The sequence below is a fragment of the Caenimonas sp. SL110 genome (genome assembly GCF_001044395.1).
Classification (GTDB): Bacteria; Pseudomonadota; Gammaproteobacteria; order Burkholderiales; family Burkholderiaceae_C; genus Ramlibacter.
The window spans coordinates 86,728-111,085 of the sequence record NZ_JANU01000004.1 but is presented as its reverse complement, the minus strand read 5'-3'; the positions used below and the strand labels follow the sequence as shown (position 1 = coordinate 111,085).

General features: G+C 63.7%; 27 protein-coding genes. 6 read left to right on the top strand and 21 right to left on the bottom strand.

All coding sequences use genetic code 11. The features are described 5' to 3' along the window. Window positions 1-115 precede the first annotated feature (115 nt). From rocD to AQ12_RS02900, 8 genes are all read right to left on the bottom strand, one after another. Window positions 116-1,444, bottom strand: coding sequence for an ornithine--oxo-acid transaminase (rocD, locus tag AQ12_RS02935; RefSeq protein WP_082151382.1), 1,329 nt, complete (start codon window positions 1,442-1,444; stop codon window positions 116-118). A gap of 137 nt (window positions 1,445-1,581) precedes the next feature. Beyond that, window positions 1,582-2,073 (bottom strand): Lrp/AsnC family transcriptional regulator, encoded by a 492-nt coding sequence (locus AQ12_RS02930; RefSeq protein ID WP_048438355.1) that lies wholly within the window; start codon window positions 2,071-2,073, stop codon window positions 1,582-1,584. Window positions 2,074-2,087: 14 nt separating this feature from the next. Continuing rightward, window positions 2,088-2,636, bottom strand: coding sequence for an LPS assembly lipoprotein LptE (lptE, locus tag AQ12_RS02925; RefSeq protein ID WP_082151381.1), 549 nt, complete (start codon window positions 2,634-2,636; stop codon window positions 2,088-2,090). Continuing rightward, window positions 2,633-5,269 (bottom strand): leucine--tRNA ligase, encoded by a 2,637-nt coding sequence (gene leuS, locus AQ12_RS02920; protein WP_048438354.1) that lies wholly within the window; start codon window positions 5,267-5,269, stop codon window positions 2,633-2,635. The genes lptE and leuS overlap by 4 nt, the downstream gene beginning before the upstream one ends. 88 nt (window positions 5,270-5,357) lie before the next feature. Further along, window positions 5,358-5,783: a biopolymer transporter ExbD gene (locus tag AQ12_RS02915; RefSeq protein ID WP_048438353.1), complete on the bottom strand. Its 426-nt coding sequence runs from the start codon at window positions 5,781-5,783 to the stop codon at window positions 5,358-5,360. Between the two features lie 2 nt (window positions 5,784-5,785). Next, window positions 5,786-6,427 carry a MotA/TolQ/ExbB proton channel family protein gene (locus tag AQ12_RS02910; protein WP_048438352.1) on the bottom strand — a complete coding sequence of 214 codons (642 nt, stop codon included), beginning with the start codon at window positions 6,425-6,427 and terminating at the stop codon, window positions 5,786-5,788. Between the two features lie 37 nt (window positions 6,428-6,464). Continuing rightward, window positions 6,465-7,286 (bottom strand): 4-hydroxy-tetrahydrodipicolinate reductase, encoded by an 822-nt coding sequence (gene dapB / locus AQ12_RS02905; RefSeq protein ID WP_082151380.1) that lies wholly within the window; start codon window positions 7,284-7,286, stop codon window positions 6,465-6,467. After that, window positions 7,286-7,837, bottom strand: coding sequence for an outer membrane protein assembly factor BamE (locus AQ12_RS02900; RefSeq protein WP_048438351.1), 552 nt, complete (start codon window positions 7,835-7,837; stop codon window positions 7,286-7,288). The genes dapB and AQ12_RS02900 overlap by 1 nt, the downstream gene beginning before the upstream one ends. A 70-nt stretch (window positions 7,838-7,907) precedes the next feature. On the opposite strand from AQ12_RS02900, the gene fur reads away from it, so the two are divergent. Continuing rightward, window positions 7,908-8,381, top strand: a complete 474-nt coding sequence (gene fur / locus AQ12_RS02895; protein ID WP_048438350.1) for a ferric iron uptake transcriptional regulator — start codon at window positions 7,908-7,910, stop codon at window positions 8,379-8,381. A gap of 30 nt (window positions 8,382-8,411) precedes the next feature. Here fur and hprK read toward each other — a convergent pair whose 3' ends face one another. The 5 genes from hprK to AQ12_RS02875 all read right to left on the bottom strand — a co-directional run bounded on the left by hprK (window position 8,412) and on the right by AQ12_RS02875 (window position 10,944). Next, entirely contained in the window at window positions 8,412-9,365 is a 954-nt protein-coding gene (gene hprK, locus AQ12_RS02890; RefSeq protein ID WP_048438349.1) for an HPr(Ser) kinase/phosphatase, read from the bottom strand. An 18-nt stretch (window positions 9,366-9,383) separates the two neighbouring features. Continuing rightward, window positions 9,384-9,851 (bottom strand): PTS sugar transporter subunit IIA, encoded by a 468-nt coding sequence (locus AQ12_RS02885; protein ID WP_048438348.1) that lies wholly within the window; start codon window positions 9,849-9,851, stop codon window positions 9,384-9,386. Window positions 9,852-9,998: 147 nt separating this feature from the next. Then, window positions 9,999-10,325 carry a ribosome hibernation-promoting factor, HPF/YfiA family gene (hpf, locus tag AQ12_RS02880; RefSeq protein WP_048438347.1) on the bottom strand — a complete coding sequence of 109 codons (327 nt, stop codon included), beginning with the start codon at window positions 10,323-10,325 and terminating at the stop codon, window positions 9,999-10,001. A gap of 237 nt (window positions 10,326-10,562) precedes the next feature. Then, a complete protein-coding gene (locus tag AQ12_RS22930) occupies window positions 10,563-10,727 on the bottom strand; it encodes a hypothetical protein (RefSeq protein WP_161798977.1) in 165 nt (54 codons plus the stop codon). A gap of 31 nt (window positions 10,728-10,758) precedes the next feature. After that, window positions 10,759-10,944, bottom strand: a complete 186-nt coding sequence (locus AQ12_RS02875) for a hypothetical protein (protein ID WP_048438346.1) — start codon at window positions 10,942-10,944, stop codon at window positions 10,759-10,761. A gap of 167 nt (window positions 10,945-11,111) precedes the next feature. Here AQ12_RS02875 and AQ12_RS02870 point away from each other — a divergent pair, with 167 nt between their 5' ends. From AQ12_RS02870 to AQ12_RS02855, 4 genes are all read left to right on the top strand, one after another. After that, a complete protein-coding gene (locus AQ12_RS02870; RefSeq protein ID WP_048438345.1) occupies window positions 11,112-11,642 on the top strand; it encodes a DUF421 domain-containing protein in 531 nt (176 codons plus the stop codon). 49 nt (window positions 11,643-11,691) lie between these two features. Continuing rightward, window positions 11,692-12,897 carry a patatin-like phospholipase family protein gene (locus AQ12_RS02865; RefSeq protein ID WP_048438344.1) on the top strand — a complete coding sequence of 402 codons (1,206 nt, stop codon included), beginning with the start codon at window positions 11,692-11,694 and terminating at the stop codon, window positions 12,895-12,897. A gap of 135 nt (window positions 12,898-13,032) precedes the next feature. Further along, complete coding sequence (gene corA / locus AQ12_RS02860; RefSeq protein ID WP_048438343.1) at window positions 13,033-14,019, top strand: magnesium/cobalt transporter CorA; 987 nt, start codon at window positions 13,033-13,035, stop codon at window positions 14,017-14,019. Next, window positions 14,019-14,702: a hypothetical protein gene (locus AQ12_RS02855; RefSeq protein ID WP_048438342.1), complete on the top strand. Its 684-nt coding sequence runs from the start codon at window positions 14,019-14,021 to the stop codon at window positions 14,700-14,702. The genes corA and AQ12_RS02855 overlap by 1 nt, the downstream gene beginning before the upstream one ends. Here the strand turns inward: AQ12_RS02855 and AQ12_RS02850 are convergent. The 7 genes from AQ12_RS02850 to apaG form a co-directional block, all read right to left on the bottom strand. After that, a complete protein-coding gene (locus AQ12_RS02850) occupies window positions 14,699-15,406 on the bottom strand; it encodes a 5'-methylthioadenosine/adenosylhomocysteine nucleosidase (protein ID WP_048438341.1) in 708 nt (235 codons plus the stop codon). The two genes, AQ12_RS02855 and AQ12_RS02850, sit on opposite strands and share 4 nt — an antisense overlap. Before the next feature lie 2 nt (window positions 15,407-15,408). Further along, window positions 15,409-17,085, bottom strand: coding sequence for a long-chain-fatty-acid--CoA ligase (locus tag AQ12_RS02845; protein ID WP_048438424.1), 1,677 nt, complete (start codon window positions 17,083-17,085; stop codon window positions 15,409-15,411). Window positions 17,086-17,235: 150 nt separating this feature from the next. Further along, complete coding sequence (gene pntB / locus AQ12_RS02840; RefSeq protein ID WP_048438340.1) at window positions 17,236-18,648, bottom strand: Re/Si-specific NAD(P)(+) transhydrogenase subunit beta; 1,413 nt, start codon at window positions 18,646-18,648, stop codon at window positions 17,236-17,238. A 19-nt stretch (window positions 18,649-18,667) separates the two neighbouring features. Beyond that, on the bottom strand, window positions 18,668-20,245 hold the full coding sequence (locus AQ12_RS02835) for a Re/Si-specific NAD(P)(+) transhydrogenase subunit alpha (RefSeq protein WP_048438339.1): 1,578 nt from the start codon (window positions 20,243-20,245) through the stop codon (window positions 18,668-18,670). 45 nt (window positions 20,246-20,290) lie between these two features. Then, complete coding sequence (locus tag AQ12_RS02830; protein ID WP_048438423.1) at window positions 20,291-21,412, bottom strand: YbdK family carboxylate-amine ligase; 1,122 nt, start codon at window positions 21,410-21,412, stop codon at window positions 20,291-20,293. 4 nt (window positions 21,413-21,416) lie between these two features. Next, a complete protein-coding gene (locus AQ12_RS02825; RefSeq protein ID WP_048438338.1) occupies window positions 21,417-22,670 on the bottom strand; it encodes a cation:proton antiporter in 1,254 nt (417 codons plus the stop codon). 67 nt (window positions 22,671-22,737) lie between these two features. Next, the gene (apaG, locus tag AQ12_RS02820; RefSeq protein ID WP_048438337.1) at window positions 22,738-23,118 is read right to left on the bottom strand and encodes a Co2+/Mg2+ efflux protein ApaG; all 381 of its coding nucleotides are present in this window, start codon (window positions 23,116-23,118) and stop codon (window positions 22,738-22,740) included. Between the two features lie 50 nt (window positions 23,119-23,168). Here apaG and rpe point away from each other — a divergent pair, with 50 nt between their 5' ends. Next, window positions 23,169-23,849: a ribulose-phosphate 3-epimerase gene (gene rpe, locus AQ12_RS02815; RefSeq protein ID WP_048438336.1), complete on the top strand. Its 681-nt coding sequence runs from the start codon at window positions 23,169-23,171 to the stop codon at window positions 23,847-23,849. A gap of 24 nt (window positions 23,850-23,873) precedes the next feature. Here rpe and AQ12_RS02810 read toward each other — a convergent pair whose 3' ends face one another. Beyond that, window positions 23,874-24,149 carry a hypothetical protein gene (locus AQ12_RS02810; RefSeq protein ID WP_152682647.1) on the bottom strand — a complete coding sequence of 92 codons (276 nt, stop codon included), beginning with the start codon at window positions 24,147-24,149 and terminating at the stop codon, window positions 23,874-23,876. Window positions 24,150-24,358: the final 209 nt, after the last annotated feature.

Here is a 24,358-nt window from a genome sequence, read left to right as displayed (position 1 = left end):
GTCATTGCGGACTTGATCCGCAATCCATCTGTGATCAGGCGCAGTCGCCGCTTCGCGGTGGATGCCGGATCGTGGTCCGGCATGACAGCCACTTTGAGTCCGGCATGACAGCCGTTCAGGCCGAGACCCGGTCCACCTCTTCCTCGTCCTGCAGCATCCGGTCGATCTTTCGCGCCACTTCCATCGATGCACCGGAGACCAGGCCCAGCTCCATGCACTTTTCCATCACCACCTGGCGGAAGATGCCGATGGCGACTTCGATCAGGTGTTCAGAGATGGTGAGCGGCGGCGCGAAGCGGATCACCGTTTCGTGCGTGTCCTTGGACAGCACACCGCGCGCGGCCAGCCGTTCGATCATTTCGCGGCCACTCGCCATGTCGGGGTTCAGGTCCACGCCCACCCACAGGCCGCGCCCCCGCACATCGCGAATCAGCCCGCGGCTGTCTTCCATCACGTCGACGAGCCCGGATTTGAGCTGCTCACCCAGACGCGCGCTGCGTTCGACAAGCTTCTCGTCTTCGAGCACCTTGAGTGCTTCCAGGCCAACCGCAGCTGCGAGCGCATTGCCACCGAAGGTCGAGCCGTGGCTGCCAGGGCTGAACACGTCCATCACCTTCGCATCGGCAAGGAATGCGCTCACAGGCATGACGCCGCCGCCCAGGGCCTTGCCCAGGATCAGCGCATCGGGACGGATGCCCTCGTGTTCGTACGCAAAGAGTTTGCCGGTGCGGCCCAGACCCGACTGGATCTCGTCGGCGATCAGCAGGATGTTGTTCTCGTCGCACCATTGGCGCAGCTGCTTGAAGAAGCCGCGCGGTGGCACCACCACGCCGGCTTCACCCTGCACCGGCTCAATCAGCACGGCACACGTATTGGCCGTGGTCGCGGCTCGCACACCGGCCATGTCGCCGAAGTCAAAGTGCTTGAACCCGCCACTGAAGGGACCGAAGCCGTCGCGATAGTCGTCTTCGGTCGAGAACCCGATGATGGTGCTGGTGCGGCCGTGAAAGTTGCCGCGCGCGACGAGGATCTCGGCCTGGCCGTCGGCAATGCCCTTGACGCGATAGCCCCAGCGCCGCGCGCACTTGATGGCGGTTTCGACGCCCTCCGCGCCAGTGGTCATCGGCAGTGCGCGCTCGAAGCCGGACATGGTGCAGAGTTTTTCGAGAAAGGGGCCCAGCGCAGTGCCGTGATAAGCGCGCGATGTGACGGCGACTTTTTCGAGCTGGCGGTGTGCGGCGGCGACGATGCGCGGATGCAGGTGGCCGTGACTGACTGCGGAATACGCACTCATCATGTCGATGTACTCTCGCCCCTCGACGTCGTAGATGATGCAATCCTTCGCATGATCGACGACGACGCCGATCGGCGCGTAGTTTCGTGCGCCAAAGCGCGCTTCCTTGCCAATGAATTCCCGGGTCGCGTTGTTGCTTGTGTGGTCCATGACTCTTGCTCCATCAGATGAAACAAGTCTAGGACGGGGTGCGATTCCGGCAACGTCAATCGGCGTGGAGTCAACGCCGCTAACCGCTGCCGTGCTGCAGTTTCACTTCCGTTTCGGAAGCGGTGTAGGACGGCGCTCTAGCCGCGTGCCGGCTTGCTTCCAGCCTTCGGAATCGGGAAGCCCGTGAATTCCTTGATGGTCTGCAGCTCGATGTTGGTCACGATCTTCTCGATGCCCAGCGACGCATCGTCGAGCCAGTCGTTAATGAGCCGGTGGTACTGCTCCAGGTGCGGGCAGGCGATGCGCACGAGGTAGTCGTAGCGGCCGCTCACGATGTAGCAGGCCACCACTTCGGTGGTCTGCGCCATCCGCTTTTCAAAGCGCTGGATGGCCGCTTGCCGCTGGTCCTTGAGCGCGATTTCCGCGAACACGCAGATCTGCTCGCCCAGCGCCGAGCGGCTGATGAGTGTTCGATAGCCTTCGATGACGCCTGCGGCCTCCAGCTTGCGCACGCGATTGAGCGTTGCGCGTGCCGAGAGGTGGATCGCTTCGGAGAGGGCCTGCACCGTGGTGCGCCCATCGCGCTGCAGCAGATCGAGCAGCTTGAGGTCCGCGCGATCGAGCTGCATCGGCAAACGCGGGCCTAGAGCGACTTCACGGCAGCAAGCCGCCGCATCAGCTGCTGCACGATGTCGGTCTGCATGTCGCGGTAGAGAAGGCCTTCTTCGGCTTCCTTGGCGAGCACCGCCGATTCGTTGAAGCTGATGTCGCGCTGCTGCAGCAGTTCGGTCTCGGGGATCAGTTCCTTGCCTTGCGGTGTGCGCAGGCGGAACTTGAACCGGATGCGCAACTGGAACTCACGCACCTGCCCGGTTGCATTCAGGCCGACGACGACCTTTTCGCGCTGGTCGGCCAGCACATCGAGGATCACCTGCGCCGTTTGTGGCGAAGCGGTTTCCGGCAACACCGTGATGGTGCCGCCCGAAGCCATGCTGCGCTTGAGTTCGTTGCCCAGGGCCGAGCCTCGCGCGACAGCGATGTAGATCGAGCTGAACACGAAGTTCGGTGCTTGCCGCAGCTTGAAGCCGCAGCCGGTGAGACCGAGCACTCCGCCAATCAAGACAGCACGGCGAGCGGCAAGCGCGGGGGTCAGCGCAGTACACGAAGTGACAAGCGTGGGGGCCATATTCATGCAACCACCACGTTGACGAGGCGGCCCGGGACCACGATCACTTTCTTGACTGACGCACCTGCCGTGCCACCCGCGTGCTTGCCGAAATCTTCGCTCGCCACCGCGAGTTGCTCGATCTCTTCCTTCGTCGCACCGGCGGGCACACGGACCGAGCCGCGATGCTTGCCGTTGACCTGGAGCACCAGTTCAATTTCGTCCTGCACCAACGCCGATTCATCGACCTTGGGCCAAGGCGCATCGAGCAGCTCGCCTGATTGCTGCGCGTAACCCAGTTCGCGCCACAACTCCTGCGCGATGTGGGGCGTCACCGGATACATCACGCGCAGCAGGATGCCAAAGCATTCGCGCACAGCGGCATCCGAGTTCGCCTCGGCGCCGCCCTTGAAATCTTCCAGCGCGTTGAGCAGCTTCATCGCGCCCGATACCACCGTGTTGTATTGCATGCGGTGGTAGTCATAGTCCACCTGCTTGAGCAGCGTGTGCACTTCGAGGCGCAGGGCCTTGGCCTGCTTGCCGTAGTTCGCAGCTGCGCCGTGCGACGCTTGCGCGGCCATCTTGTGGCCAAAGTTCCACACGCGGCGCAGGAAGCGGAACGAGCCTTCCAGCGCGGCGTCGTTCCATTCGAGCGTCGCCTCGGGCGGCGCGGTGAACATGGTGTACAGCCGTGCCGTGTCGGCGCCGTATTTCTCGATGATGTCCTGCGGATCGACGCCGTTGCTCTTGGACTTGGACATCGTGGTCCAGCCCTCATACGTCACGGGCAGGCCGTCATCCTTCGCCTTGGCCGAGATCACCTTGGCGTGTTCGTCGCGTTCGATGTCCAGGTCGTGCGCCCAGTAGTACTGCTTGCCGGCCTTCTCGCCGGTACGCGAGAACGCCTCGTTGAGCACCATGCCTTGCGTGAGCAGCTTGGTGAACGGCTCGTCGGCCTTCACCAGGCCGAAATCGCGCATGACCTTGGTCCAGAAACGCGCGTAGAGCAGATGCAGGATGGCGTGTTCGATGCCGCCGATGTACTGGTCCATCGGCATCCAGTAGTCCGCGCCTGCCGCGACCATGGCCTTGTCGTTCTTGGGGTCGCAGTAGCGCATGAAGTACCACGACGAATCAACGAACGTGTCCATCGTGTCGGTCTCGCGGCGTGCGGGCTTGCCGCAGACGGGGCACTGGCACGCCAGGAAATCTTCGCGCTTGTTCAGCGGGTTGCCCGAACCATCGGGCACGCAGTCTTGCGGCAATACCACCGGCAAGTCGTCCTCGGGGACGGGCACCGCACCATGCTCGTCGCAGTGGATGATGGGAATCGGCGTGCCCCAGTAGCGCTGGCGGCTGATGCCCCAGTCGCGCAGGCGCCAGGTCGTCTTCTTGCCGCCCAGGCCCTTTTGCTCCAGGGCGTGCGCAACGGCATTGACCGCATCCTTGTACGAGAAGCCGCTGAAGATGTCTGAGTTGACGGTGACGCCACGGTCCTTGTCCGCGTACCAGTCGTGCCAGACCTTGTAGTCGTAGTGTTCGCCGTCCACATGCACCACCTGCATGATCGGCAGGTTGTACTTGCGCGCGAATGCAAAGTCGCGCTCGTCGTGGCCGGGCACGCCCATCACCGCGCCATCGCCGTAGCCCATGAGCACGTAGTTGCCGACCCACACATCGATGGGCTCACCCGTCAGCGGATGGAACACCACGAGCCCGGTAGGCATGCCGACCTTTTCACGCGCGGCGAGTTCGGCCTCCGTGGTGCCGCCCTGCTTGCACTCTTCGATGAAGTTGGCCAGGCGCTGATTGGTGCGCGCGGCATGTGCAGCCAGCGGGTGCTCGGGCGCAACGGCGCAGAAGGTGACGCCCATGATGGTGTCGGCACGCGTCGTGAACACATACAGGTGCCCGTCGCCGATCATCTGCCCGTCGAATCCGCGGATGCCGTGGGTGAACGAGAAGCGCACACCCTCGCTCTTGCCGATCCAGTTCTCCTGCATCAGCTTGACGCGTTCGGGCCAGCCGGGCAGCTTGTTCTGCACGTGGTCGAGCAACTCTTCTGCGTAGTCGGTGATCTTGAGGTAGTAGCCCGGAATTTCGCGGCGCTCCACGGGCGCGCCGGTGCGCCAGCCCTTGCCGTCGATGACCTGTTCGTTGGCCAGTACGGTCTGGTCGACCGGGTCCCAGTTGACGACCTGCGTCTTGCGGTACGCGATGCCCTTTTTCAGCATCTTCAGGAACAGCCACTGGTTCCAGCGGTAGTAGTCGGGGTCGCAGGTGGCGACCTCACGGCTCCAGTCGATGGCCAGGCCCATCGCCTGCATCTGCTTTTTCATGTAGGCGATGTTGTCGTAGGTCCACTTGGCTGGTGGCACCTTGTTTTTCATCGCCGCGTTCTCTGCCGGCAGGCCGAACGCGTCCCAGCCCATCGGCATCAGCACGTTGTAGCCGTTCATGCGCAGGTAGCGCGTGAGCATGTCGTTGATGGTGTAGTTGCGCACGTGGCCCATGTGCAGCTTGCCGCTGGGGTAGGGCAGCATGGAACACGCGTAGAACTTCTTCTTGCTCAGGTCTTCGGTCACGCGATAGGCATCGCGCGCCGTCCAGTGCGCCTGCGCCGAGCGTTCGACGTCCGAAGGGGTGTATTTCTCTTGCATAAATGGATTGCCGCGCAAAGACGCGGCGTCCGGGCATTTTACGGTCGGCCCTGCGTTGCCGCAGTTGCCGTTTACCGATGCAGTTGCTTTAACGGGAAGGCGAGGTCGGCTCGGCCACAAACCCGATGCGGTTGAGCCCCGCCTTCTGCGCGGCGCCCATGACTTCAACCACCCGGCCATACGGCACGGCCTGGTCGGCACGCAGCTGCACTTCGGTTTCGATGCTGCGGCCGGCGGCCTGGGTCAGACCGGATGCAAGCTCGGCCATGGTCACCGGCTTGTCGTCCAGGAAGAGAGCACCAGCCTTGTCCACGACCACCGTGACGAAACGTGGCGCTTCATTGGGCTTGGCGCCCTCGGTCTGCGGCAGGTCCAGGCGGATCGAACTGGCCAGCAGCGGCGCGGTCAGGATGAAGATCACCACCAGCACCAGCATCACGTCCACCAGCGGCGTCATGTTGATGTCGCTCATCGGCTGGGGGCGTTGAGTGCGCTCCAGGCGCCCGAATGCCATGGTCAGGCTCCGTGCGTCAACAGCTCGCGCAGGTCGCGCGCGAAGCCTTCGAGGTCAGCCTCGATACGGCCGATGAACCGGCCGTAGACGTTGTAGCCCAGCACGGCAGGGATCGCGACGGCCAGGCCGGCGGCGGTCATGATGAGCGCCTCGCCCACGGGACCGGCGACCTTGTCGATGGATATCTGTCCCGATGCCGCAATGCCGGTCAGTGCGTGATAGATGCCCCAGACCGTGCCGAGCAAACCGACGAACGGCGCAGTGGAGCCCACGGTCGCAAGCAGGACCTGGCCGAATTGAAGTTTGTCGAGCACGCGGTGCAATGCATCGCGCAGCACCCGGGTCAGTTGCTGCGACCGGTCGCCCGCCGAGGCGAGCGATCCCTGGGCCTGCTCCGTGGTGGCCGCAATGAGCGGCATCACCAGTTGCTGCCGGTCGAACGCGGTGACTGCCGGCTTCGCATCGTCGATGGTGCGCGCCTGCCAGAACGCGGCGATGCTGCGGTTCACGTCCACTGACGCACGGCGCAGCAACCAGCCTTTCCACAGGATCACCACCCAGCTGGCAACCGACATGGCCAGCAGGACCACCGTCACCAGTTGGGTAACGAAATCACCCTGTCGCACCAGGTCGAGGAGATTCATGCGGTTTGCGGGCCCATGGACTGCACGGGTGCAGGGCTTACTTCAGCCCAAGCACGTCGAACATGTCGAACAGGCCCTTGCGCTTGTCCGCCAGGAAGCGGACCGCGCGCAGGCTGCCTTCGGCATAGGTCGATCGACTGGCGGATTTGTGGGTGATCTCGATCCGCTCCCCTGTGCCGGCGAACAGCACGGTGTGGTCGCCGACGACATCGCCGCCGCGAATCGACGAAAAGCCGATGGTGGAGGGGTCGCGCTCGCCGGTCACGCCTTCGCGCCCGTACACCGCGCACTTGGAAAGGTCGCGCCCGATGGCATTGGCGATGACTTCACCCATCTTGAGGGCCGTGCCCGATGGCGCATCGACCTTGTGGCGATGATGGGCCTCGATGATTTCGATGTCATAGCCCGTCGCCAGCGACTTCGCGGCCATTTCGAGCAGCTTGAGCGTGACGTTCACGCCCACGCTCATGTTCGGCGCCATCACGATGGCGATGTCGCGGGCCGCATCGGCAATGATCTCTTTCTGGCCGGGCCCGAAACCCGTCGTCCCGATGACCGCATTGACGCCCATCTCGCGGCAGAGCTTCAGGTGCGCCAGCGTGCCCTCGGGACGCGTGAAGTCGATCAGCACCTGGCTGTTGGCAAGTCCGGTGCGTATGTCGGCAGTGACCGGAACGCCGCTGGCCAATCCGAGGAATGCAGCCGCATCGTTGCCGATCGAAGGACTGGAAGCCACATCGAGCGCGCCTGCCAGCTGGCAGTCGCCCGAACTGCGGATGGCCTCGATCAGCATGTGGCCCATGCGCCCGCTCGCGCCGGCCACGGCCACCTTGTGGAGTGCTTGCCCGCCCTGTGTCATTACCGGGTCGGGGCTTCGAGTGGGGGGTATGCGGTCAGAGGCGGCGCCGCTTGCGGACCGCTGACGGCCGCAGGCGGGTTCGCCGGTGCGTACTTGCGCAGCGACTCTTCGCTCGCTTCCAGGACCGGCACGCGCGCGTTCTTGCGCTTGTTGTCCAGGGTGGCGACAAATTCGGCTTCGCTGGGCATCTCGTCGCCCTCGAACCGGTCCATCGCGTCGCCCTTGAAGTACACGGTGAGCTTGCGAGCCTGGGGCTCAACGCCCTGGCGCTTGATGGTGAACACGTAGTCCCAGCGGTTGGCGTGGAAGACGCTGGTCACCAACGGTGTGCCCAGGATGTCGCGCACCTGCTGGCGGTTCATGCCGGGGCGCAGCGCAGCGGCCTGCTCTTTCGACACGAAGTTGCCCTGGACGATTTCAACGCGATAGGGTGTGACGACGTTGGCAACGCCATAACTCATGCGGTCGAAACTGCTGCACCCGGAGGCAGCGGCGCCGGCGCAGACGAGGGCCAGCGCGAGGCGCGGGGTGCGGGAAATGAATGCGGGCATGGGAAACCGTCAGCGTATGATCGAAACGATTGTAGCGGCTGGCCCGCTGTAGCCGCCGCAGGAAAAAGCCATGGCCAACATCGAAGAACTCAAGAGTACGGGCCTGAAGGCCACCCTGCCTCGACTGAAAGTCCTGGATGTGTTCCAGAAGGGCAATCAGCGCCACATGACCGCCGAGGACGTGTTTCGCGTCCTGCTCCGGGATCGCTCCGACATCGGCCTGGCGACGGTTTACCGCGTTCTCACGCAGTTCGAGCAGGCCGGCATCCTGACCCGCAGCCATTTTGAAAGCGGCAAGTCGGTTTATGAGCTCAACGAGGGAACCCACCATGACCACCTGGTGTGCCTCGATTGCGGCCGGGTCGAGGAGTTCTATGACGCGGAAATCGAGCGGCGGCAGAACTCGGTGGCCACTGCCAAGGGGTTCGAGATTGCCGAGCATGCGCTCAGCCTCTACGCCCACTGCACAAAAAACCCCTGCCCGAATCGTCCGCCCGAAAATCGCTTTGGCAGCGAGCGCGGCAACCCACTCACGGACGACTGAACCGGACCAGGCCCGCAGGCAGTCCCGGCGCTAGCCGCCGCCCTGCTCCATCGCGCGGCGGTGCCGTTCGACGAAATCCTGGTAGGTATCGACCCCGCGCAATTGCAGGATGGTGTTGCGCACGGCCGCTTCGACCAGCACCGCGATATTTCGGCCCGCCACCACCTGGATGACTGCCTTGCGCACCGGCACGCCCAGCACGTCTTGCGTGAGCGGCTCATAGGGAAGCCGCTCGTAGTCGCGCTCCAGCGTTTCGCGCCGCACCAGGTGCACGATGAGTTTCAGGCGCATCTTGCGGCGCACGGCGGTCTCACCAAAAATCCCGCGTATGTCGAGCAGGCCGATGCCGCGCACTTCGAGCAGGTTCTGCAGCAACTCGGGGCAACGGCCCTCGATGGTGGTCTGGTTGATGCGGTACAGGTCCACCGCGTCATCCGCCACGAGTCCCTGTCCGCGCGAGATCAGCTCCAGCCCCAGCTCGCTCTTGCCCAGGCCTGATTCGCCAGTGATGAGCACGCCGAGCCCGAGAATGTCCATGAACACACCGTGCATCGAGGTGCGTTCGGCAAAGTGCTTGGAAAGATAGGCGCGCAGCACATCGATGACGAATGCCGACGGCTCGTGCGTTGCGAACATCGGGATCTGCGCCCGTTCGCACATGGACAGCAGCGCTTCCGGCGCGGCCTTGCTGTCAGTGAGCACCAACACTGGCGGCTCCAGCGTGACGATGCGCGAGATGCGGCGGGCGCAGTCTTCGGCGGTGGCGTTGGTCAGATACGCGATCTCCCGCTCGCCCAGGATCTGCACGCGGTAGGGGTGGATGTAATTGAGATAGCCGACCAGGTCTGCGCCCGAGCGCGCGGCGCGCACGGCGACTTCATCGAAGCGGCGCTCGGAGGCACCCAGGCCGGCGACCCATTCCCACTTGAGCTGCGCCCGGTGGTCTTCAAAAAGGACGTCGGCGCTGACGACGGTGGGTTTCAAGCGTCTGAACCCGGAACGTCAGGCGGGCTGCGCGGATTGCCAGGTGGCGATCAGGCGGTGAAGCTCGGCCGCATCGGTGCTGGCCTTGATCTTCTCGCGCAGCGGCGCATCGCTGAGCAGTTCCGCGATTTCGGAAAGGATTTCCAGATGTTTTTGCGTGGCCGCTTCGGGCACCAGCAGGAAGATCAGGAGATTGACGGGTTGCTCGTCCGGCGCGTCGAACCCGATCGGCTGTCCCAGCTGGAACAGCGCGGCCATCGGAGCCTTCAGGCCCTTGATGCGGCCGTGGGGAATCGCGACACCGTGCCCCAGGCCCGTCGAGCCCAGGCGCTCACGCGCAAACAGGCTGTCGGTGATGAGGGCGCGAGACAAACCATGCAGGTTTTCAAACAGGAGCCCCGCCTCTTCGAAAGCGCGCTTTTTGCTGGTGGCATCGACGCTCACGAGCACTTGAGCGGCAGGCAGGATGGACGCGAGGCGGTTCATGGTTGGGGTTTTCGATTATGCACCCGGGGCAGTGCACTGCAACAAAACGCCCGGGCTGCCTGAATTGATGACACGGAAACGCCACAAATGCAAAAGGCGCCCTGGGGGCGCCTTGCGTGGGTTCATCAAGCTTGAACTACATCACGCCTACATCACGCGCTTGGGCGCTGCGTGGTGGTGGTTCTGCACGCGAGTCTTGTGGCGGCCGACCTGGCGATCGAGCTTGTCGACCAGCTCATCGAAGGCTGCGTAAAGGTCATGGTGCGAACTCTCGGCAAACAGGTCGTTGCCCTTGACGTGAATCATGCATTCAGCGCGCTGTCGTCGTTCGGGTTCCTTCTGCTTTTCAACGGTTAGCAGCACCCGGATGGAATCCACCTCAAAGTGCCGGGTGATTCGATCAAGCTTGGTGGTCACGTAGTTTCGAAGCGCCGGAGTGACTTCGAGATGGTGCCCGCTGATCGTCAAATTCATGAATGACCTCCTGTCTCACACTGGTTGAAATGGCCGTCCGTGCTACCGGATGGCCGGCGAAAGGAATTTGCGTTTTTCGTGAAGGTCAAATCACTATGCGCCCGAACAAAATGAATTGCAACGACATTTCGCTCATCAGAAGGCGTCGCAACTGAAACGCTTTGTCCCAATGGAAGAGCCAATGAAAAAGCGGCCCGCAGGCCGCTTGTCTTGGTTGGCAGATACAACGAACTGTGGTCAGGCCAGGCGCCATGCGCTTGCAGCATCCGGGCGCGTCCAGGCGCTTGCGCGGGGATGCGCCTGCGCACCGGGGCGCCGCAGGTTTGCGTGCTCGACGCGCTCCGAAACAGGCTTGTCGCTGGGCGTGTCGACGTGACGATTGGATGTCTTGTCTTCTCTCATGGTCTTGCTCCGGTATGCAATAAGTTCGTATTCAGCTGCCGCTGGATGCGGCTGTGGCCTTGGTGTCGCTGGGTTGCTGAGGGCGAGCCAACTTGCGGCTGATGAACGGCCACGCATGGCCGCCGCGCCGCTGGAATTCCTGTCCTGCGCCTTTTTCCTCGCTGCCTGCGGGGCGAAAGGCTCGGCCTGCATCGGGTGCGGTCGCTAGCTGGATCATGAAAAACTCCTTCAGCCGGACAGGGATGCGCCGGTATGAATCTGAATCTAGGACCGCCGACTCAGCCGGAGTGTCGGACAGGTCGGCCCGAATTTGTAGGACCAGTCCTGCCTCAGCTGTAGTGCGGCTGTCTCCACTGCTGGCTCAGGCATGGCCACAATGCGGACATGCCTGACATTTCGTACCTGTTCGCTTTCAGCGGCAACCCCTGGGAACTGGTCGTTCGCGGCACGGTGATGTACTGGTTTTTGTTCCTGCTGCTGCGCTTCGTGCTGCGGCGCGACATGGGCTCGATCGGCGTGGCCGACATGCTGCTGCTGGTGCTGATCGCGGACGCATCGCAAAACGCGATGGCCGGCGGCTACGAATCGATCACGGAAGGTTGCATCCTGGTGGTCACGATTGCGGGCTGGAACTGGGTCATCGATGCGCTGTCATTTCACTTCAAGCCGCTTCGCGACCTGCTCGAAGCCAAGCCGATCGTGATGCTCCAGGACGGCAAGATGCTGCGGCGCAACATGCGGCGCGAGATGCTGACGGTCGATGAGCTCATGGCCAAGCTGCGAGAACACGGTCTCGAAAAGATAGAAGACGCCAAGCTGGTCGTGATGGAGAGCGACGGCGAGATCAGCGTCATCAAGCGCGACGGCACCGCCGACGGCGCCGATGCCGCACCTAAACGTAAAGTTGCAGGCTAGACCCGGCAAGCCTACTATCTCCTGAAGAGGAGACAAGCAAGGTACGCCAATGAGCCTTGGCACCATCATCCATGCGGGCCTGGTCCGGCCGGACCGGCCTGTGCACGCGCTGGTACTGATGGGCGGAGGCGCGCGAACGGCCTACCAGGTGGGCGTGCTTCGGGCACTTGGCTCCATGCTCGAGCTGCAGCCGGGCAGGCGCTGCGGGTTTCCGTTCAAGGTGCTGGTAGGCACTTCGGCAGGCGCCATCAACGTCGCCTACCTGGCGAGCACGGCCATCGCCGGTCTTGCGGCTTTCGAACAGCTGGCGCAGTTCTGGGGGCGCCTGCGCTCGGATGACGTCTATGAACTGGAGGTCAGCCGCTGGGCCCGATTCAGCCGCATCCTCGCAGCCGCGAGCCTCTGGAAAAATGCAAAGAGCCAGGGCGCCATCCTGGACAACATGCCGCTGGTCGACACGCTGCACAAGGCCATTTCGCTGTCCGGCATCGAGGACGGACTCACCAGCAAGGCGGTCGATGCGGTCGCCATCACCGCATCGAGCTATTCCAGCGGCGTTCACTGGACTTTCTGTCACACCGCAAGGGACGGTCGCCATGAAGGATGGAACCGCCCCGGCCGCCGCTCCGAGTTCCAGCCCCTCACGATCGAACACCTGATGGCATCGAGCGCGATCCCGTTCCTCTTTCCTGCGACGCCGCTGTGGGTGGACGGGCGCCGCGAATACTTTGGCGACGGATCCATGCGCCAGGTGTCCCCACTGTCGCCCGCCATGCACCTGGGCGCGCATCACATCCTGGTGGTGGGCGCGGGACAGCCGCAGCGCTCTGGACTCGTGGGGTCCGACGCGGCGCAGGACGCGCCGACGCTCGGCGGCATTGCAGGCCATGCGATGGCATCCGTCTTCCACGACACACTGCAGGCCGATGTGGAGCAGGCCCAGCGCGTCACCAAGACGCTGCAGCAGCTGCCGCGCGAAGTGGCGGGCGTGCTGCCCTACCGCAGCGTCGAGGTGCTGGCGATACAACCCACCCAGTCACTGGACGCCCTGGCCCAGGCGCACGCGCATGAACTGCCGCTTTCGATCCAGCGCGCATTGGGCGGACTGGGTGCGACGAAAGGCGGCGGCGGGGCGCTTGCGAGCTATCTCCTGTTCGAGCCCGGCTTCGTGCAGGCACTGATCGCCCTGGGCGAGCAGGACGCCTATGCACGCAAGGCGCAATTGCTGGCGTTCATCGATACCGTGACGGCATAATCGCGCGGTCGTCAGTTTCGAAAGAGAACTCCTTGGAAACCTACCCGAGTCGGTAGCTTTCAGCGTCCGTGAGCGGCGTTGGAAGCACCCAGCCCCAAACGCCCCCCAAAGCATTTCGTCACGGAGCGAGTTCTCATGCTCAATATCTTCACGCTCGTCAACGGCCGGCTCTTCCAGGAAGAGATCGAGTCGCTCGAAGAGCTTTCAAAATTCCAGCCGATCTGGGTGGACCTCGAGTCACCCACGCTCGAAGAAAAGCGCTGGGTCAAGCAGTACTTCGGCCTGTCCATTCCCGAAGACGCGATGGACGAGGACATCGAGGAATCGGCGCGCTTCTACGAAGAAGACAACGGTGACCTGCACATTCGCAGCGACTTCCTGATCGCCGACGACGAGCAGCCCCGCACGGTGCGGGTCGCCTTCATCCTGAACCTGATGAACGAGTCGCTGCGCAGCAAGGGCGTGCTCTTTTCGATTCACGATGAGGACGTGCCAGTCTTTCGCCTGCTGCGGCTGCGCGCGCGCCGTGCACCTGGGCTCATCGAAGACGCCCGCGAAGTGCTGCTCAAGCTGTTCGATGCCGACGCCGAATATTCAGCCGACACGCTGGAGGGCATCTACGACGAGCTCGAAAAAGTCGGCAAGCAGGTGCTGTCCGGCGACGTGACCGATGCGCTGGCCGGCGAGGTGCTGGGTGCCATTGCCAGGCAGGAAGACCTGAACGGCCGCATTCGCCGCAACGTGATGGACACGCGCCGAGCGCTCAGCTTCATGATGCGAAGCCGCATGCTCAATGCAGAGCAATTCGAGGAAGCGCGCCAGATTCTGCGCGACATCGAATCGCTGGACAACCACACCGCGTTTCTCTTCGACAAGATCAACTTCCTGATGGATGCGACCGTCGGTTTCATCAACATCAACCAGAACAAGATCATCAAGATCTTTTCGGTGGCCAGCGTTGCATTGCTGCCGCCCACGCTGATCGCGAGCATCTACGGCATGAACTTCCAGCACATGCCCGAGTTGTCGCGCGAATGGGGCTACCCGTTTGCGCTGGTGCTGATGGTGGCCAGCGCGCTGGTTCCTATGTGGTACTTCCGAAAGCGCGGCTGGCTCAAGTGATGGATGTGAAGCACGACGGCCGCAACACCTGGCGCGTTTGCACCCTCGCAACCCTGCTGCTGATCGGCTGCGCCGCAGCGCAGGCGGCAGGCGGACATCACGCGGTTGACGACGCAGCCATCCTGGATGCAGGGTCGTGCGAAATCGAAAGCTGGATTTCAAAGGCCTCAGGCGGCTCGCGCCTGCTCCACGCGGGCGCGGGATGCCGCGTCGGGCCAGTCGAGTTGGGTGTGGGCGCGGAATATGCACGGCAAGGCGGTGTGAGCGAGACGAGCTACCAGGTGCAGGCCAAGTGGGCGACCGCGGTCAGCGACAACCTGAACGTGGGCCTGTCCCTCACGGCAGGATCGGCGGCGCACACCCGTCCGTCCTACCAGGGCACGACAGCTTCCCTGCTGCTGACCTGGGCGGCTCGCGACGACATCAATGTGCACCTGAACATGGGACGCGACTTCGTGCATCGCGGACCCCGCCTGAACCGCTCGGGCGTCTCGGCGGAATGGGCATTCAAGGACGGCTGGTGGCTCGTCGGTGAGCGCTATGCGCAGGACCTGTCGCAGTTCGCGCGGCTTGGCGTTCGTGGCAATCTCGCGCCCGGATGGACCCTGGATTTCAGCCGTGCACAGCGGCTTCGCGGCCCCGGCGAATCCGACTGGACGCTGGGCCTGACGCGCGCGTTTTAAAGATCGTCGGGCGCAGCGAGCAGCGCCTGGACGATGGCAGCCGAATGCCGGCTCGCGACTTCTTCGATGAACTTCAGGAAGTCGCCGTGCGCCGCATCATCCGCGCGGTCGGAAATCGTCCGCACCGCCGCAAAAGGAATGCCGAAGTCATGGCACACCTGCGCGATCGCTGCGCCCTCCATCTCGACCGCCAGCGCATCGGGCAGGGCCGACTGGAGCGCGCGGCTCTCGCCCGTGGTGGAGACGAAGCGGTCGCCGCTCACCACAAGCCCTCTATGCACCTTCACGCCGGGCAAGGCGCGCTGCGCTGCGGCTGCCAGTTGCGCCGTGAGCGCGGCGTCGGTCGCAAACCGGCTGACGCCATAGAGCGGCACTTCGTAGCGCGGAAAGATCGGTGAGGCATCGAGGTCGTGCTGCAGGAACTCATCGGCGACCACCACATCACCGACGTGGACGCCCGGTGCAAGTCCGCCCGCAACGCCGGTAAACACGATGGCCTTCACCCCAAACTGCTGGATGAGAACGCTGGCTGTGGTTGCGGCCGCGACCTTACCGATGCGCGAGAGCACGGCAACCACATCGCGCCCGTGCAAATGCCCGACAAAGAATTCGCGCCCTGCCGCAAGCTGCTTGTGCTCATCGGGCATCAACGCCAGCACCGCCGCCAGCTCCTCGCGCATGGCGCTGACGATGGCGATCGTCATGCCTATTTCTTGTCGCGCAATTCGCGGCGAAGGATCTTGCCCACCGGCGTCTTGGGCAGCTCGGTGCGGAACTCGACGACCTTGGGCTGCTTGTAGCCGGTGAGGTTGGCGCGGCAATACTCGCGCACCTGCGCTTCGGTCAGGGCCTGGTCCTTCTTGACGATCACGAGCTTGACCGCCTCGCCAGTCTTGTCATCGACCACGCCGACAACGGCGCACTCGAGCACGCCAGGCAGCTTGGCCACCACGTCTTCGACTTCGTTCGGATACACGTTGAAGCCGCTGACCAGCACCATGTCCTTCTTGCGGTCGACGATCTTGTAGTAGCCGCGCTCATCCACCGTGCCGATGTCGCCGGTCTTGAAGAAGCCGTCGGGCGTCATGACCTTGGCGGTCTCATCGGGACGCTGCCAGTAACCGGCCATCACCTGCGGGCCCTTGATCGCGATCTCGCCGGGCTGGCCCATCGGCACTTCACGGCCGTCGTCATCGAGCAGCTTGAAGTACGTGTTGGGAAGCGGCACGCCGATGGTGCCGGTGAACTCGGTGCTGGTGGTCGGGTTGCAGCTGGCCGAGGGGCTGGTCTCGGAAAGGCCGTAGCCTTCGCAAATCGGGCAGCCCGTCTGCTCCAGCCACTGCTTGGCGACCGCGCCCTGCACGGCCATGCCGCCGCCGAGCGACACCTTGAGGTTCTTCCAGTTCACCGTGCCGAAGTCTGGGTGGTTCGCGATGCCGTTGAAGAGCGTGTTGACCGCCGGGAAGCTGTGGAAGGTTTCCTTGGACAAGGTCTTGAGAACGGCGGGCATGTCGCGTGGATTGGGGATGAGGATCAGCTTGCCGCCGACCCGCATCGACAGCATCATGCCGACCGTGAACGCGAAGATGTGATACAGCGGCAACGCGCAGACACTGGTGGGCTGCTCGCTGGCAGGCACCTTCTGCATCACCGGCGCGTTGAAAGCCTCGGACTGCAGCACGTTGGCGATGATGTTGCTGTGCAGGAGCACAGCGCCCTTGGAGACGCCGGTGGTGCCGCCGGTGTACTGCAGCACCGCGATGTCGTCGCTCTTGATCTCGGGCTTCTTGAACGGCGCCTTGGTGCCACGCGCAATCGCATCGTTGAAACGCACCGCGCCGGGCAAGTTGAAAGCCGGCACCATCTTCTTGACGTTGCGCACCACATAGTTGACCAGCGCACCCTTGAGCGTGCCGAGCTGGTCACCCATCGCGGCCAGCACGATGTGCTTGACTGGCGTGTTGGCGATGCACTGCTCCAGCGTGCTGCCGAAGTTCTCGATGATGACGATCGCCTTGGAGCCCGAGTCCTTGAGCTGGTGCTCCAGTTCACGCGGGGTATAGAGCGGATTCACATTCACCACCACGAAGCCGGCCCGCAGAATGGCGGCGACAGCCACCGGGTACTGCGGGCAATTGGGCATCATGATCGCGACGCGGTCACCTTTGACCAGGCCCAGGCCTTGCAGGTAGGCAGCCAGCGCGCGGCTGAGCGAGTCAGTTTGCGCGAAGGTAACTTCCTTGCCCATGAAGCTGTAGGCAGGGCGGCTCGCGTACTTCTGGAAGCTCTCTTCCATCAGCTGCACAAGCGAAACGTACTGGTTGGGGTCGATGTCCGCAGGGACGCCGGGGGAATAGGAACTCAGCCAGGGGCGCGCGCTCAGATCGCTCATTTGTGTGTGTCTCCGTCCGTTCGTTGGGGCTTGGCGGATTGTCCCCTGCGACACATGACGACCGGCGCGGGTTTCCCCTTGTTTTCCCTAGAGCTGCGCTACCAATCAGGCAAGGGCTGCGGCTGCGCCGGTATCGCCTGTTCAGCCCTTCAACGCCGCCAGCACTTCATCCAGCATTTTCTTGGCGTCTCCGAACAACATGCGATTGTTGTCCTTGTAGAACAGCGGATTGTCGACACCGGCATAGCCCGAAGCCATGCTGCGCTTCATGACGATCGACGTACGCGCCTTCCAGACTTCGAGCACCGGCATGCCGGCGATCGGACTTGTCGGATCGTCCTGCGCGGCAGGGTTCACGATGTCATTCGCACCGATCACCATGGTCACATCGGTCGATGGAAAGTCCTCGTTGATCTCGTCCATCTCGAACACGACGTCGTACGGCACCTTCGCTTCGGCCAGCAACACGTTCATGTGCCCGGGCATGCGGCCCGCGACCGGGTGAATGCCGAAGCGGACATTGACGCCGCGCTCGCGCAAGAGCTTCGTGATTTCATAGACCGTGTGCTGGGCCTGCGCCACTGCCATGCCATACCCCGGCACGATGATCACGCTCTTCGAATCGCGCAGCAGTTCTGCGGTTTCCTGTGCATTGATGGGCGACACCTCACCCGCGGGCTGCGCACCCGCGCCGCTTGCGGCAGGCGCTCCGCCGCCCGTGCCGAACCCGCCAGCGATCACGCTGAAGAAGTTGCGATTCATCGCCTTGCACATGATGTACGACAGGATCGCGCCAGACGATCCGACGAGTGCGCCCACAACGATCAGCAGGTCGTTGGAAAGCATGAAGCCGGTGGCAGCCGCGGCCCAGCCCGAATAGCTGTTGAGCATGGACACGACGACCGGCATATCCGCGCCGCCGATGGCCATCACCATATGTACGCCAAAGAGCAGCGCGATCACCGTCATCACGATGAGCGGCGTCATGCCGGCCTGGATGTTCGGTGCGTTCATGAACTCACGCGCGAACCAGATGACGACCAGCAGCCCGGCGAGATTCATCAAATGGCGTCCCGGCAGCAGCAGCGGCTTGCCGCCGATGCGGCCTGACAGTTTGCCGAAGGCGACGATCGAGCCGGAAAAGGTCACAGCGCCGATCAGGATGCCGACGTAGATCTCCATCTCGTGGATGGCCTTTTCCGCGCCGGTGAATTCGATTGACGTGTCGATGTAACTGGCAAATCCCACCAGGCAGGCTGCGAGACCCACGAGGCTGTGCATCAACGCAACCAGCTCGGGCATCTGCGTCATCTGCACCTTCTTCGCAGCGAAGAGGCCCACACCGCCGCCGACAGCCAGTGCGCCGACGATCCAGGCATAGCCCGCGGGCGTGACGCGTGGGCCGAGCACGGTGGCGACGACGGCAAGCGTCATGCCGATCATGCCGAAGAGATTGCCGCGGCGCGCGGTCTCCGGGTTGGACAGGCCACCCAGGCTCAGGATGAACAGGATGGTGGCAGCGATGTAGCAGACGGTGGCGAGGCTGGAGGTCATGTTGTTGTTCTCTTCGCGTTTACTTGCGGAACATCGCCAGCATGCGCCGGGTGACCGCGAAGCCGCCGAACATGTTGACTGCCGTCAGCGCAAGCGCCAGGACGGCCAGGCCGAGGATCAGTTGCGAGGGCCGGTCAGCATTGACGCCGGTGAGCGGTGGCGCGATCTGCACCAGTGCGCCGAGCGCGATGATCGACGAGATGGCGTTGGTCACGCTCATGAGCGGCGTGTGCAGCGAAGGCTTCACGTTCCAGATCACCATGTAGCCGATGAAGCAGGCCAGCACGAAGACCGTGAAGTGCGACAGGAAGCTGGCAGGCGCATACAGGCCAACCAGCAGGAACAGCAGCGCGCCGCCCCCGAACACCATCGCCAGCGACTTGCCGTCCATCGGCTCGCTGGCGCCATGTCCGTGGCCCTTGGCTGCAGCAACCGCCACGGCCGGCCTGGCTGCCGGCGCGGCCGGCAGTTTCAATGGCGGCGCGGGCCAGGTGACGATACCGTCCTTGATCACCGTGAGGCCACGGATCGCGTCGTCTTCCATGTTCACGACTGCCAGGCCGTCCTTGGCCTTGCACAGCTCTTCGGCGACGCGCAGCAGATTGTTCGAGTAGAGCGTGGACGATTGCTTGGCAAGGCGGCTCACCAGATCGGTGTAGCCGACGATCGTCACGCCGTGCCGGACCACGGCTTGCCCGGGTTCGGTCAGCTCGCAGTTGCCGCCGTTCTCGGCCGCCATGTCCACGATCACGCTGCCGGGCTTCATCGACTGCACCATCTCGGCGGTAATGAGCTTTGGAGCGGGCTTGCCGGGAATGAGGGCTGTCGTGATGATGATGTCGGCCTCCCTGGCCTGCTTCGCGTACATCTCGCGCTGGGCCTGCTGGAAGCCCTCGCTCATGACCTTGGCGTAGCCGCCGCCGCCCGAGCCTTCCTCTTCGTAGTCGACCTTGACGAATTCACCGCCCAGCGACACGACCTGGTCCGCCACTTCGGCACGTGTGTCGTTGGCGCGAACAATCGCACCCAGGTTGGCCGCCGTGCCAATCGCAGCGAGCCCTGCCACGCCCGCACCCGCCACGAACACCTTCGCCGGGGGCACCTTGCCCGCTGCGGTGATCTGGCCATTGAAGAAACGACCGAAGGCATGCGCCGCCTCGATCACCGCGCGATAGCCACTGATGCCTGCCATCGAGGTGAGCGCGTCCATCTTCTGGGCGCGCGACAACTGGCGCGGCAGCGAGTCGATTGCCAGCACCGTGGCCTTTCGGGCGGCGAGCTGCTGCATCAGTTCGGGGTTCTGGGCGGGCCACACAAAGCCGAGCAACAGGGTGCCTTCGCGCATCATCGCCACTTCGTGCGCGCTGGGGGCGCGCACCTTGAAAACGATGTCGGATGTGGCCCACAGGTCAGCAGCGGTCGGCTCGATTCGCGCGCCGGCGGCAACGTATGCGTCGTCCGAAAAGTTTGCAGCGTCGCCGGCGCCGCTTTGCACCGCAACGGTGAATCCAAGCTTGACCAGCTTCTCGACTACGTCGGGCACGGTTGCAACACGCTTCTCGCCTGCTGCCGTTTCGGCAGGAACGCCTATCTGCATGCGGTTTCTCCTCGGGTCATCATTGGACTGACCCGCGAGCTTACATCAGCCCCTGCCCCGAAACCGCATCGACGCGCGTCTCACCACCTCCGCCAGCAAGCGCTCGCGCTGCTGCGTCTCGCGCAGCCAGCGCGCGTCGTTGGTGCCCAGTTCCGCGTCCTCGCCCAGGATGTGCACGCCGTAGCTCGCGCCCAGCTTGCGGGCGTGGTCGCTGATCTGGCGCAGGGTGAGCCGGATGTGTTCGCGCAGCGCGATGGGCTCGCCGGTGGTCGGGTCGACATACACCGCATCCAGCCCGAAGCGGCATGCCTGGAAGCGGTTGTAGGTGTAGACCATGTAGTCGTCTTCCTGCGGCATGAACGGCTGCTCGTGGATGAACCACGAAGCGAGTGATTGCACGAAGCCGGCCAGACCCGCAGCACGCTCCACCGTGAGCGGCGTATCGAACACCCGGATTTCAATCGTGCCGTACTCCGGTTTGGGGCGAATGTCCCAGTAAAAATCCTTCATGCTCTTGACCACGCCGGTGCGCGTGGTCTTTTCGAAGAACTGGCCGAACGCTTCCCAGCTCAAGGTGAAAGGCGCGCGTCCCGACATCGGGAATGCGAACACCGAATTGAGCCGCGCCGAATCGAACTGCGTGTCCTGCCCCTGCACATACGGCGACGACGCCGACAGCGCAATGAAGTGCGGGATGTAGCGCGACATGCGGTGCAGCATGAGCAGCGCCGAGTCGGCATCGGGGCAGCCAATGTGAACGTGCTGGCCGAAGATGGTGAACTGCTTGGACAGGTAACCATACAGATCCGACAACTCGCGAAATCGCGGCTTGTCGTAGATGCGGCGTTCATGCCATTGCTGGAACGGGTGCGTGCCGCCGCCGACCACGGCGATGTTGAGGCGATCGGCACTCTTGATCAGTGCATCGCGAATCTCGGACAACTGGCCCAGCACCTGGTCGGACGAATGGCAGACGCCCGTGGAGATTTCGATCATGCTCGATGTCATCTCGGGCACCACCGACCCCGGCAGTTCGTACTTCGACATGAGCCGCAGCATCTCGTCGGAATACGGCGCGAGGTCGTAGTCGTGCGTGTTCACCAGTTGCAGCTCCAGCTCGACACCCAGCGAGAGCGCGGCGGACTTCTGGAAGGGTTCGAGAAGGATGGATTCAGCCACGCTGCTCTCCCGCTGCGGTGGTTCCTTCGACATACATCGGCCTTGATGTTTCACCTGCGCGGTGCAGCGCAAAGGTCGCCAGGATCGCGCCGAGCACTTCCATCAGCAAGATGGCAGGCAACGCAATGCTGGCAATGCGCGGCCCCAGCGTGATCGACGATGCGACGAATTGCGAGACGAGCAGCAGTGCGACCGATGACATCGGCGACATCGCGCAGCCCGTCCACAGCGCCTGGCGCCAGCTCGTGCCGCTGCCCCAGTTGCCCGCGCCCACGCCCAGCACCTTGGCGATGCCGCGCGCGAGCACGACGGCTGTCACGAGGCCTGCGACGGCGGGATTCCAGTCCGCCTTGGCAGCAACCACCGACACCAGCACGAACATCAGCATCATCAGCATCGACGACGCCGTGCCCAGCTGGCGCGGCCAGGCCCAGGGCCGCGGATTCAACTGCTTGAGCAGGATGCCGCCGAGCAGGGCGGCCAGCGGCGCGGAACCGCCGAAGTGCGCGGCAAGCGCAGTCGCCGCCGTGATCAGCGCGATCAGCAGCATCGATGTGTTTTCGCTCGTCGGGCTCATGACGCGCAACGCCATGCGCAAGGCCAGCGCCAGCATGCCCGCCACGACAAAGGACACGCCCAGCACCACCGCAACCGGAAAGAGCGTCTCCATCAGTTCGGCCTGCGGCCGGTGCATGAGCCCGGTTCGCGCGCTGACCAACGTCAATGCGTACAGCGTGCTGAGTGTCGCCAGCACCATCGCGCGTTCGGTCACAGGCCCGGAGGCGCGTGTGTCCATGATGACCCGGCTGAGCACCGCAGGCGATGCCGCCATCGCAATCAGGCCGACGGCTTCGGCCACCATCGGTCGCACATCGAACCAGCGCAGCGCGTGATACACGAACAGCGCAGTGAGCGCGGACTCCGCGACGCTTTGCAGCAGCACCATCGGGTTGTGCCGGAACCAGCGCAGCGCAATGCGCCCGCCGGCCTCGAACAGCACCACCGACACGCCCAGCTCGAGCAGGAAGAGCGCCGTCCCCTGCAACGGCCACGCCGCACCCGAGAAGCCGGCCAGGCCCGCGATCGCGCCGACCATCGAATAGCCGACCACCTTGGGCAGGCCGGTGTGTCGCTGCAACAGATGCCCGACCAGGGCCGCCACCGCCAGCAGGATGGACCACTGCACCGTTGGCAGTCCCGCAGAGGGCCTGAGCCAGTCGGCCCAGATCGCCATGACTTCATTCACGTGCTTTGTCTCCCGGCGGCAAGCGGCCGCAACAGTTTCTCAATGCGCTGCGCAGGCAGCGTAGTGATCAGTGCAGAACGCGGTTTGAACCGTCGTCGAGCACGAAGGCAGCGATCTCCACATCGAATCGCTCACCGTCTTCGGCCACGCAGAAATAGGTGCCGTGCATGGTGCCGCTGGAGGTGCGCAGACGGCAACCGCTGGAGTACTGGAACGATTCGCCCGGCTTGAGCAGGGGCTGATGCCCCACCACGCCGAGCCCCTTGACTTCCTCGATCTCACCGGCTGCGTCGGTGATGATCCAGTGGCGCGAGATCACCTGCGCCGCGATGTCACCCGTGTTGGTGATCGTGATCGTGTAGGCAAAGCCGTAGATGCCTTGCGCCGGCGCCGAATGTTCGGGCAGGTATTGCGGTTGTGTTTCAACGTTGAGCTGGTACTTCGCCATGCGTCCATCCTAACCCGCCCGGCGTGCCCACAATTTGCGAGAATTCATGGATGACCAAGACCTATCGCATCGCACCTTCGATTCTGTCGGCCGACTTCGCCCGGCTGGGCGACGAAGTCAAGAGCGTGATCGCCGCCGGCGCCGACTGGATTCACTTCGACGTGATGGACAACCACTACGTGCCCAACCTCACGTTCGGGCCGATGATCTGTTCGGCGCTCAAGCCCCACGCCAAAACCGCGCAAGGCGTCGCCGTTCCGATCGATGTGCACCTGATGGTGCAACCGGTCGATGCACTCGCGCAGGCGTTCGCAGAGGCGGGGGCCGACTACATCAGCTTTCACCCCGACGCCTCGGCCCACGTGCATCGCAGCGTGCAGGCGATCCGCGCAGCAGGCTGCAAGGCAGGCGTGGTGTTCAACCCCGCAGCGCCGCTGGACGTGCTCGACTGGGTGATCGAAGACATCGACCTGATTCTCATCATGAGCGTGAACCCGGGCTTCGGCGGACAAAGCTTCATCGACTCGGCCCTGCGCAAGATCGAGGATGCGCGCAAGCGCATCGACGCATCGGGCAAGGACATCCGGCTCGAAGTCGATGGCGGCATCAAGATCGACAACATCGCGCGTGTTGCATCTGCAGGCGCAGACACGTTCGTCGCCGGCAGCGCCATCTTCGGCAAACCCGATTACCGCAGCGTGATCGATGCGATGAGGCTCGCGTTAGCTTGACCTGGTCAGGCTGATCCGGGCAGCTCAGGTCCTGGGCTTCCTGTCCGGCGTATCGGTGCTCTTGCGCACCTGCGTGTACGCCCGGTCGGTTTCCGCGCCTCGCGTCGTATCGACGATTCCCCGCTCGACATCGGCCAGCGCCTGCTTGCCCACGACCTTGGCCGTGGGTTCTCCCGACGACTGGCTGCTGGACGATTCGTCGCGCTCGTGCGGCATGCGGGGAGCGCTCTCCTGCGTCTCGCCTTGCAGGGGAATCGTTTCGCCCTTGTTGTCGTCCGTCCGTTTCGGATTGCTGTGCACGTTGTTCCCCTTGTTTCGATTCAGCCATGGTGGGCCTGGCGCGAAACAGCAACGGTAGTCATCACAACCGACTGAACGTAGGACTCACACGCGCCGGCCTTGTGGGACACGTCCTACCCAAGATGAGGTTCCTGGCCGACAGCCGCGCCCGTCCGCCCACTACGGGGGTTCGCTCATGAGCTTGCCATGCTCTGAGGGTTGCGTGACCA